We start from the raw sequence: 9,401 nt of genomic DNA, 5'->3' as shown, positions 1-9,401 counted from the left end.
GAGGCCCCAGGGCCTCCGTCGCCGGTTGCTCGTACGAGGCCGGGCGGGCCGCGCGGGAACTCGCGGAGTCCCACTGGTCGGGGCCGTCGTGGCCCGCCGGCCCCGGCTGGTGGTTCTGAAATCCGGTAGTCCCGGAGTCCCGAACTCTGTGGGTCCGGGACTCCGGAAGCGGCTTCGCCGGGCCGAACAGCGCTTCGCCGGGTCACTGCTGCTTGCGGACGCAGGTGACGATCAGGCCGGCCGCGGCGACGACGAAGGCGCCGAAGGCGAGCATCGTGTTCAGCGGGGCGGAGGCGCCGGGGCGGACCAGGACGACGAACCCGACGAACCCGGACGCCATCACGACGACCGCGACGGCGAGCACGACCAGGGCGACCTTGACCCACGACGGGAGCACGACGGCGGCCGGGGCCGGCGGGACGGGGAGCGGGGCGGGAGCGGCCGGGACTACGGGCTGCTGCGGGGGCTGGGGAGCGGTGGTGGACATCGGGTTCCTCTCGGTGGTGGGACGTACGTCAGCGAGGGTGCGAGTGGCGTAGTGCCCGACACGGCCTGCCGCCCAGGGTGGAGCAGCGGGGAGTGGAGCACGGGCCGGGTGCTTGCGTCGCGGGGTGGCCCACGGGGCGACGGGCAGCACCTTGCGGGACGGCGGGGTAAGCCCCGCAACCCCCCGCTCACCTGGGTTGAAGGGCGCCGGTGACCAGGTCGCGCCTCTGGTCGCAGCTCTGGTCGCGCCTCACGTCGCGCTTCTGGTCGCGCTTCTGGTCGCGCTTCTGGTCGCGGCGGGCGCGGCGCCTCATGGGTGGTCAATCGCAGGTCAGCGCCTGTTTCCCCGGGCAGGGCGGCCGCCGACTACTTCCCTGGGGAGACCCCCGGGGGCGCACCGGCCGGGTTCCGCCGGGTCCGGGCCGCTCCGCTGAGGGGTCCCGGCAGTCGCGGCGAGGGCCACCGCCAGGAGCACGTCGTGCCCGCCGGGGCGGGCAGCGCCGGGGCGAAGGTGTCGGCCGGCTCGACGGGCCGCTGCTCCTGGTGGTGCTTCCCGAACCGGCGGCCGACGAGGTTGTCCTGGGGTTGTCCGGTGTTGGCCGGGTCTTGTCCGAGGGCAACCAGCGGCCGACGCCAGGACAACCACCGGGACAACGTGCGACCTGCGACGACAACCCGGACAACCAAAATCGGCGGTACCCCCTCTCCCGCCCCACGGGGGTGCCTGGGCGGGAATCCGGCGGGGGGTGGGGATGTGGCCTGCCTGACCTGCCGACGCAGGTCGCGGCGGTCCGGGCCTGCCGGGCCGCCTGCCATGGCCTGCCGCCCCCGGCAGGTCACGGCAGGCGGGTGGCAGGTCCCGGGCAGGTGGTCCGGCAGGCCCGGACGCCTCGATGCGGGCAGTCGGCGGCCAGGGGTCGAGAATCCGGGGGTGAACACCCGCCCGCTGGGCACCGGACCCGCCGACCGCACCGCCGCCACCGACGCCGAGCTCGCGCGCCGCGCGCCCAGCTCGCCGCGGAACGCCTCCTGACCACCCCGGCCGCCGAAACGGTGCCGGTCCGTACGGGAGGCCGGCGCACCCTGGGGGCCGGGCCCGGCCGGTGCTGAGCGAGGACGCGCTCCGGCGCCTGCCGGACGGGCGGCGGCCGCGGGAGGACCCTGGGGGTGTGAGAGGGAAGAGCGTCCGGCGCTGCGGCCAGTGCGGCGGCCTGCTGCCCGAGGACAGCCGCCGGTCGCGCCGGTACTGCTCGGCGGCGTGCCGTACGAAGGCGTGGCGGGCGAGGCGGGAGCGCGAGGAGTGGTGGCGCAGCAATGTCGAGTTCGCGGCCGCGTTGCGGGAGGGGCGTCCTTACCGGCGGCCGAAACACCGGTGCCCGGTCTGCAAGGGCTGGTGGGTCACCGGTGAGGCCGCCGGGGGGACCCGGAAGCGGACCGACGCGGTGTACTGCTCGCCGCGCTGCCGCACCCGGGCCTACCGGAAGCGGCAGTCGCGTTCAGGAGGCGTCATTCCGTGACGCCTCCACGTGACGGTAAGCGGCTCCGGCGGGGCGGGCCCTGGCCGTAATGGGCGCGTCGGCCGGGGCGTCCGCCCTCGCGTGCACGTGCACGCCTTGGACCCCGCCGAACCATCCGCTGACGATCCGCTGGGATCCGTCCGGACGCCCCGGGCTGGACGGTTGCCAGCGGATGCCCAGCGGTTCGCCAGCGGATGCCCGCCGGGTCCGGCGGCAGGACCGGAAACGGGTCGGCGAGGCACCGGTTGGTGACCGGCAGCCGCCTCCCCGGCCAGCCGGTGGCCCGCCGGGCCGGCAGCCGGTCCCGTGGCCGGTGCCGCCGTGCGGTCCGTACCGCCTCTGGCCGCTCGCTCCGTGTGCACACGCGTGTCCGTGCACACACGCGTGCCCGGCCTGGCCCGGCAGAGCTGGGCGCGGAGCCGGGCGGCCTCCAGGTCGAGGACGCTGCGGGGGGCGTCCCCGGCAGGTCACGCCTCTGGTCGCACCGGGTGGGCGGCCTCCGGCCTGGTCAACACCAGGTCAGCGGGCCTTTCCGGTGGTTCGGCGGACGCCGACTACTTCGCTGGGGAGCCCTTGCGGGGCGTACCGGCCGGGTTCCGCCGGGTCCCGGGCGGGGCGGTCCGGACGCGGGGCCAACCGCGGTGCCCTGCTCCGTCTGTGTTGGTAATCCGCGCCGAGGCAACGGGGGCGAGGAGACTCGCCCTCCCGGAGGGCCTGGGGGGTGCAGCGCAGACCGCGCTCCACCCACCGGAAGGAACCCCGCCGTGTCTCACCTCCTGGCCCTCGTCCTCCTCCTCGCCGCGCTCGTCGTCCTCCTGGTCCTCGGCGCCGTCGGCTACCTGGTGCACCGTCACCCCTCCCTCGTCGCGCCGCTCGGCGCCGTCGTGGGCGTCGTGGGAGTCCTCGGACGGGCCCGGGCACCAGCACTCGCAGCAGGACCCGCACCGGGCGTGGACGCGGTCGGCGCGGCGGCCGTCGCGCACGGTGGTGGAGCGGTCCCCGCAGTCCCGGCACCGGCGCGGCACCACGGGGGCCGGCTCCGGCCGCAGGGACATCTCCTGCGCCCACGTCCGCAGCGCGTCCAGGTCGGCGGCGGTGATCCCGGTGGCCGGGGCGACGGGGTGCGCGCGGAGCGGCCCGACTGCCGACAGGTAGCCGAGGGTCCGGCGCAGCTGCTCCTGGTGGTGGGCGCCGGCGCGGACCCACGCCACCGGGCGGTCGTGGGTCCGGGCCCACGAGACGATCTCCTCCGACCGGCAGTACAGAGCGGTCTCCGCGTCGGGGCACCGGCCGGGGTCCTCCACCCGCAGGTAGTGCACTGACCCGGTCTCCCGCAGCGGCACCAGCGGCGGCAGCGTCTCCCACCCGAAGGCGGGGAGCAGGGGTGCCAGCTCGGCGGGTGTGTAGGTGGAGACGAGCGCCAGGTCGGCGGGGAGCTCCGCGAGGGCCCGGCCGACCGCGGGGTCCAGGGCGAGCCGCAGGGGGGCCTGGCGGGGGTAGAGGGGGTAGACCATCGCGGCCCACGCCCGCCACGCCGCCGACTCCGCCGCGTGCACGGCGTACCCGGCGGGCGCCGGACCATCGTACGGAGACAGCACGCCATCAACCTCAACCATAATGAATGGACGCATATCATGACGATAGAGCAGAATTTCTCTCCAAATGCGCTTTCTGGTACGGGAGTTCAGGCCCGCAGTCACGTCATGTCGCGGTCGATGATCTCCACGCACGCCCGGCGGTCGGACCCCTCGAACCGCACGCAGAGCCGCCCCGGGCGCTGCATGCCGGGGTGGTCCGAGGCGACCAAGTGGCTCTCGGCGGTCCGGCGGGCGGTCAGGGTGTACGTCAGGCCGTCGGGCATCGAGACGGGCGCCGCGCAGGGACTTCGGCGGGTTCGTCCACGCTGCGGTCACCGTCCCCGGATTGACCGACCCGCCCTGACCGGTGGTGGAGATTCAGACCTGCGGTCCGGACCAGTGGTGGGTGCAGGCGGAGGCGGCGGCCTGCGCGGGCGCGGCGGGGGTGGCGGGGGTGGTGGCCGTCGCCGCGGCGGTGACGGCCAGGATGCGGTGGTGGAGTTTATGCCCGGCCAACGCGCCCGTACGGGCGGCGGGTCGACCGGTCCGCAGGAAGGCGACGGCCGTTCTCGACCGGCGCTCCCGAAAGGCTTCGCGGCCGATCCTCCCTCGCCGGACCGGGGCACCGACCGAGGGCACAGACCGAGCCTGGGTCGCCACTGTGACCCAGGTCTCAACGGGGGCGTGCAGCAGACGGGGCCGCTTCGGCGTCGAGGAGGGGTGACAGGAAGGGAGGAGCGTGTGGATCTGGATCTGGATCTGGCAAGCGAGCGGATACCGCGTGCTCTGCTCGGCAAGCCCAAGTCGGCGGAGATCGACGCCAACGACTTCCACGGCTTCGTCGTCGCCCGGTCGGCCGTACTGTTCCGCGGTGCGCTGGTCCTGACGGGAAACCGCGAGGCTGCGGAGGACCTGGTCCAGGAGACCCTGGAACGGGCCTGTCGCCGGTGGCGCACCATCGCCGCGAAGGATGCTCCGGACGCCTATGTCCGGCGGATCATGGTGAACCTGGCCAACGACCGGTGGCGGAGATTCCGCCGTTCGGTCCCGTGCCAGGACGGCGGCGACCAGGCGGATCCGGGGGACCGGTACGGGCAGGTGGACACGCGGGACCAGTTGGTCCGGGCCCTCCAGCGTCTGCCGATGCGGATGCGGACGGTCGTGGTGCTGCGGTACTTCCACGACCTGCCGGACGACGAGATCGCGGCCGACCTCGGGATCTCGCCGAGCACCGTTCGGTCCCAGCTCGCTCGCGGGATCGACAAGCTCAGAGGCCAGTTCCCCGCACTCTCCGGCCCTTCACCCCAGCAGCCCACGGAAGGGACCTGATGAGTTCAGACCATTCGCGGCCTTCCGGCTGCACACCCTTCGAACAGGAACTGGTGAACGCCATGAACGACTTCGTGAACACCGCCGAGACGCCGCACTTCGACACGGCCGTCATCGCGCGCGGGGCCCGCCGCAAGCGGACCACGGCCCTCACAGGCGTCGTCACGGCCCTGATCGTGGCCGGGGCGGGAACCGCCCTGGCGGTCGGCAACACGTCGCACTCCGCGCGGCCGACCACCGCGGCCACCGCCACCGCCGACAGCACCACCGTGCTGGTCCGCACCAGCGACGGCAAGACCGTCAGTGTCCCGCTGGCCGGACTGAACTCGACGGGCGTCAGGCGGGTGCTCGTCCCGCTCCGGATCACGCCCAGCTTCACCCGGGCCCGGGTGGCCGGCTGCCGGCCGACCATGGTCGTCGCGGTCTCACCGCACGCCCCGACGGTCGTCCGCCCGGGTGACACGGTCTCCCTGACCACCTGCGAAGGCTGACCCGCCCGCTCCCACCTGACAGAGCCTCACCAAAAGTGGTGGCCCCGCCGAAACCGGGGCCACCACCTCCGCCCATGCTACGGACGGATTCCGGTCCTGGAACACGACGGCGAAACCGTTCACGTGGACCGTGTCCCTTCCCCGGGCTCGTGCCGGGGAGGGACAGGATCGCGGCGTCGGGCGCGCGGGCGGAACTCCCCGTGGGGCGCCGGGACGCCGGAGGGGCACGTGTCCGTACTGCGGGGGGCGTGGCCGCAGGACGGTATGGGCGACGCGGAGGCGGAGGCGGAGGCCGTGACCGGGTTCTGGCCGGGCAAGTCCGGCTCGGTCAGCCAGCGTGACGGCGGCTCAGGTCCTCCAGCAGGGTGTGCCAGACCTCGCGCTGGCTGCGCCGGAGGACCGCCTCCTCCATCGCGCGCGGCGGCAACGCGGCAAACATGCCGGTGAGCGGCCCGCCCCGGCCCTCCTGGGCGTCCCACCACAACCGCTCGGCCACCGCCGCGTTCCGGGTGATCCCGAATTCTGGAACGGGGTGCCGGCCGGCGCGGGAACTCTGTCCGGCCGCGCCCGTCCGGGCGGCGGTCCCTTCGTTGTCCTGGGGCCCCACGAGGAGCTCGCGGGCCCGCGCGGTCGCGGCAAGCGCGGGAGCCAGCGCCCGCGCGGCCTCCGGCCCGAACCGGGCGAGCGCGGCAACCAGGGCGTCCACGGCGGCCAGCGCCTCCATCGCCGCCGACGGCGACCACCCGTCCGCGACCACGGCCTCCCACACCTCACACGCCGCTTCCGACAACGCCCCGACCCGCTCCGGCAACTGCATACCCGGCCCAACGACCCGGCCCGGTCCGCGTAACCGCCGGCGTCCCCGCCCGTACGGACGGATGCGGTCGCGGAGCTGAACTCACCGGCCGGCGTGCCGCGCTCGTCCGGAGGTCCGCGAGGCGGGCACCGGCTGAGCGGGGTCGAGGAGGTTCTGGTCGGAGTTCGCCCTCGCCGGCCTCGTCGACGTGGGCGCAGGGCGCGCGTTCGGCGGCGACGCGGGTACGGGGGTCCTGCCGCCGCACTGGACCACCACGCCGGACGGGTCGGCCGCCTGGCTCGGCAGCGCGCCGGACGACGCTTTCTGTCACGCACAGCCGTCACACCTGGGGGGGGTACGGGCCCGCCCGCGAGACGGTGGGCCCGGCGCAGCGGTGGGCCCGGCGCAGCGGCCCCGGTGGGCACGCGGACCCGGGACGGCGGCCAGAGGGTGGCGGCGTGGGCTCCACCGGACGGTGCGGGGTACGGGAACGGGCGGAGCGCGCCGCGGAGTTACGGCTGCGCGTGCTGGTCGTAGAGGCGGTGTAGCCCGCCGTTACGGCTGTGCGTGCTGGTCGTGGAGGTGGTGGAGCGCGGCGCGCAGGCGTTGTCCGTCGGGGGTGGCCGGGACCTTGAGGCGGGCGGGGTTCATGGACGCGAGGGGGGCCAGGGCCTCGTCCCGGCCGTTCGGGCCCCGGCGGTATGCGGTGCGCAGCTGGTAGAGGGCTTTGTAGAGGGCCTGGGGGATTCCGTCGCCCTCGTTGAAGGGCACCATGGCCGCCAGCATTTCATCGACGGCGTCGCCGGGCGGGACCCGGGGCGCGGTCTCCAAAGGCGCGGTCGCGGTCGGGGGCACCGGGGCTGGGGCGGGGGCCGGCGGCGCGGCGGCGGTAGGCCTTCTGCCGGCAGGCAGGCCGGCAGTACGCGGAATCCGCACGCCCAGACATCACGGGCTGTCCGCAGGCGCCGCACGGGCGGCCCGACCCCCGGCCGCCGTGACGGATGCGCGTGAGGGAGGTCCGGCAGGCGTGCGAGCACGTCACCTCCTTCAGGAGTTTCTCCGCGCGCCGGACCACGGCGAGACCGCAGGCGAGGCAGGGTCCCGGGGGCAGAATGGGGCCCCGGCCCGCCAGGTCCAGCCGCTCCGTCGCCCCGGCCCGCCGGTCGGCGGCCCGCCGGTCGGCGGCCGGCCGGATCAGCCCGGTGACCGGATCCGGCGCCCCCGTCGTGTAGCAGGGGGCACAGATCAGGAACGTCCCGTAGACGCGCCGTCTCCCCTTCTTGGTGGATCCGGTGACGAGGTGGGCCGGGCCCCGCACCACCAGGCCGCCCGCGCACAGGGCGCACCGCCAGGAACTCTCACGTGTAGCCATAACGGGCCCGACGACCCGCACGCCGAACCGTAACGGCACGTGCGGCCGGAGCTTGTACGGGGCAGGCCGGGAGGCGGGAGGTCCTCGTCCGCGCCTGGAGCCACAGACACCCACGGCGGCGGGCATGCAGGCCGGACCGGTCCGGACAGTCGTCCGGCGTCACAGGGGCGGTACGCACTGATCGGACAGCCCGAGACCCTGGCCATCCTGGAGCGCACGGAGAGCGCCCCGTTCCTCCTGCGCGGCGGGTGGGAGAAGGAGTGGGAGACCCGCCTCTTGGACGACCTCGAGGCCGCGTGAGGACCGACCATCCGCTTGAACCGGTAGGCGGCCGGGAACGGGCAGCGGGGCCGGGCAGGGTGATCCTGCCCGGCCCCGCTGATGTGCCGTCAGCCGAAGTCGAGCGTGTCCTGCGCGTAGTGGGCCGGGGCCCGACTCGGCAGGGGCGGCGAAGCACCGTCCTGGCGCGCGTCCCTCCAGCGGTTGGTACCGACGGCCAACCAGATGACCCTCATGAGTTCGGTACTCACCCACCGACATCACGGGCGCCGAGCCACCACCGGCAATTACTCGCAGATCACCAGGTTCTACTCCGGCTGAGTAACCGTCAGGGCCCAGTGGACAGCGTCATCGGAGGCGTCGACACCGATGGTGAAGGACCCGGTCCGCACTGTACCCGCGTCCATCGTCACCGAGCCCACGCCTGCGGTGTCAGCAGGGCAGTCCACGGTGAAGGCGGCCACCTGGTGGCCCTGCGAATCCATGGTCACATCCACGGTGCCGCCACCTTCGCAGGCCACCGTCAGCACTGTGGGCAGACCCTCCCATGCACCGGCGGAAGCTACTCCCCCGTCCCCGACCCACTCCTGCACCCACACCAGGCCCTCCGGACCCGGATGCGGAAGCAGACCACCGGCGGCCGCTGCCGGTGTCACACCGACCGCGCCCATCACGCCAGCCGCAAGCAACGCCACCACAGTCAGATTCCTCGTACGCATCGCGTACTCCCTCCCTTGATCGACTGTCATCACGAAACCGCCCATGCGCCCGGGCGGGCCCATGGGCAAGGGACGCACCGGAACATGCGGCCCGGCGGCCCGGTGCGAACCGGGCCGGCCCACAAGTCGCAGCCGATGCAGATCCCTTCCTCTGTGAGCATGCACGAGCCCACTGACAGTCCGCGGGAGCCGCGGGACGAGCCCTGGACGGCACAGTCGGGGCCGTGGGGGCGGTGGGAGCCGGGAGTGCGGCCGTCACGGGGGCGGCGGTGGTGGGCTGCTGAGCGGTGGTCATGGCGGGGGTCTCCTCGGTCGTCGGCTGGACCCCGCCCAGCGTGTTGGTGGCGGGGGGGCCACGCACGGTCGGCCGACGGACGGCCGGTCGGGTCGGTGACGGCGGGGCAGGCAGCACAGTGCGACGGGCGGGAGCAGGCCGCACAAGCCCGCCCGATCCAGCTGCCATGGCGGCTGCCGCGCCGATATCAGGCGCGGGGGTCCGTTCAGGTCAGCACTCAGGGCAGCACCTGCGGGCGCTGGCCCGGACGGCCCGACTGCCTCTGCCCGGCGCGCTCCGCGACGGGCCGGGAGAGAGGCCGGCGCAGCGGCACCCCTGTTCCCCGGCACCCCGCCACCGCCTCCATCGCCCACCGCCCAGCAGCCGGCTCCGGGGGACGAGGGGAAGTCCGAGCTGCCCGCCACGCCGTATCCGGTTCTGAACTGCGGTGGGGCGTGGTGAGTGGGCCGGGCTGGTGCAACCGATGCCGCAACCAATGGCGCACCAGGTGGTGCAGCTGTTGGTGCAAACCGATGGCGCACCGGATGGTGCGCCGTCCTC

Annotated in this window: 11 protein-coding genes; 2 read left to right on the top strand and 9 right to left on the bottom strand. The window is 74.4% G+C overall.

Annotation, left to right across the window (positions count from 1 at the left end; genetic code table 11):
* Positions 1-202: 202 nt before the first annotated feature.
* The 5 genes from OG599_RS34455 to OG599_RS34435 all read right to left on the bottom strand — a co-directional run bounded on the left by OG599_RS34455 (position 203) and on the right by OG599_RS34435 (position 4,096).
* Positions 203-487: a hypothetical protein gene (locus OG599_RS34455; protein WP_327179887.1), complete on the bottom strand. Its 285-nt coding sequence runs from the start codon at positions 485-487 to the stop codon at positions 203-205.
* A 187-nt stretch (positions 488-674) separates the two neighbouring features.
* On the bottom strand, positions 675-800 hold the full coding sequence (locus OG599_RS34450; protein ID WP_327179886.1) for a hypothetical protein: 126 nt from the start codon (positions 798-800) through the stop codon (positions 675-677).
* A 1,757-nt stretch (positions 801-2,557) separates the two neighbouring features.
* Positions 2,558-3,601 (bottom strand): hypothetical protein, encoded by a 1,044-nt coding sequence (locus OG599_RS34445; RefSeq protein ID WP_327179885.1) that lies wholly within the window; start codon positions 3,599-3,601, stop codon positions 2,558-2,560.
* Between the two features lie 98 nt (positions 3,602-3,699).
* Positions 3,700-3,864: a hypothetical protein gene (locus tag OG599_RS34440; RefSeq protein WP_327179884.1), complete on the bottom strand. Its 165-nt coding sequence runs from the start codon at positions 3,862-3,864 to the stop codon at positions 3,700-3,702.
* Between the two features lie 94 nt (positions 3,865-3,958).
* A complete protein-coding gene (locus OG599_RS34435) occupies positions 3,959-4,096 on the bottom strand; it encodes a hypothetical protein (RefSeq protein WP_327179883.1) in 138 nt (45 codons plus the stop codon).
* 258 nt (positions 4,097-4,354) lie between these two features.
* Between OG599_RS34435 and OG599_RS34430 the strand changes: the two genes are divergently transcribed.
* Together OG599_RS34430 and OG599_RS34425 are read left to right on the top strand one after the other, a co-directional pair.
* Positions 4,355-4,909 carry a SigE family RNA polymerase sigma factor gene (locus OG599_RS34430; protein WP_442809730.1) on the top strand — a complete coding sequence of 185 codons (555 nt, stop codon included), beginning with the start codon at positions 4,355-4,357 and terminating at the stop codon, positions 4,907-4,909.
* Positions 4,909-5,400, top strand: a complete 492-nt coding sequence (locus tag OG599_RS34425) for a hypothetical protein (protein ID WP_327179882.1) — start codon at positions 4,909-4,911, stop codon at positions 5,398-5,400. Before OG599_RS34430 ends, OG599_RS34425 begins: the two co-directional genes overlap by 1 nt.
* A gap of 328 nt (positions 5,401-5,728) precedes the next feature.
* Here OG599_RS34425 and OG599_RS34420 read toward each other — a convergent pair whose 3' ends face one another.
* The 4 genes from OG599_RS34420 to OG599_RS34405 all read right to left on the bottom strand — a co-directional run bounded on the left by OG599_RS34420 (position 5,729) and on the right by OG599_RS34405 (position 8,566).
* Positions 5,729-6,157, bottom strand: coding sequence for a hypothetical protein (locus OG599_RS34420; RefSeq protein WP_327179881.1), 429 nt, complete (start codon positions 6,155-6,157; stop codon positions 5,729-5,731).
* A gap of 594 nt (positions 6,158-6,751) precedes the next feature.
* Positions 6,752-6,970 (bottom strand): hypothetical protein, encoded by a 219-nt coding sequence (locus OG599_RS34415; protein ID WP_327173784.1) that lies wholly within the window; start codon positions 6,968-6,970, stop codon positions 6,752-6,754.
* 987 nt (positions 6,971-7,957) lie between these two features.
* Positions 7,958-8,098, bottom strand: a complete 141-nt coding sequence (locus OG599_RS34410) for a hypothetical protein (RefSeq protein ID WP_327173785.1) — start codon at positions 8,096-8,098, stop codon at positions 7,958-7,960.
* Between the two features lie 57 nt (positions 8,099-8,155).
* A complete protein-coding gene (locus OG599_RS34405) occupies positions 8,156-8,566 on the bottom strand; it encodes a hypothetical protein (protein WP_327173787.1) in 411 nt (136 codons plus the stop codon).
* Between the last annotated feature and the right edge of the window lie 835 nt (positions 8,567-9,401).

Source organism: Streptomyces sp. NBC_01335 (assembly GCF_035953295.1).
Taxonomy (GTDB): Bacteria; Actinomycetota; Actinomycetes; order Streptomycetales; family Streptomycetaceae; genus Streptomyces.
The sequence above is the reverse complement of the archived record's forward strand: the minus strand, read 5'-3'. Positions and strand labels throughout refer to the sequence as shown.

What these genes read in the sequence shown, in the direction of transcription:
- OG599_RS34415 (WP_327173784.1), bottom strand. Translation starts at nt 6,970, where the DNA reads ATGGTGCCCTTCAACGAGGGCGACGGAATCCCCCAGGCCCTCTACAAA.
- OG599_RS34455 (WP_327179887.1), bottom strand. Translation starts at nt 487, where the DNA reads ATGTCCACCACCGCTCCCCAGCCCCCGCAGCAGCCCGTAGTCCCGGCC.
- OG599_RS34450 (WP_327179886.1), bottom strand. Translation starts at nt 800, where the DNA reads ATGAGGCGCCGCGCCCGCCGCGACCAGAAGCGCGACCAGAAGCGCGAC.
- OG599_RS34405 (WP_327173787.1), bottom strand. Translation starts at nt 8,566, where the DNA reads ATGCGTACGAGGAATCTGACTGTGGTGGCGTTGCTTGCGGCTGGCGTG.
- OG599_RS34440 (WP_327179884.1), bottom strand. Translation starts at nt 3,864, where the DNA reads ATGCCCGACGGCCTGACGTACACCCTGACCGCCCGCCGGACCGCCGAG.
- OG599_RS34425 (WP_327179882.1), top strand. Translation starts at nt 4,909, where the DNA reads ATGAGTTCAGACCATTCGCGGCCTTCCGGCTGCACACCCTTCGAACAG.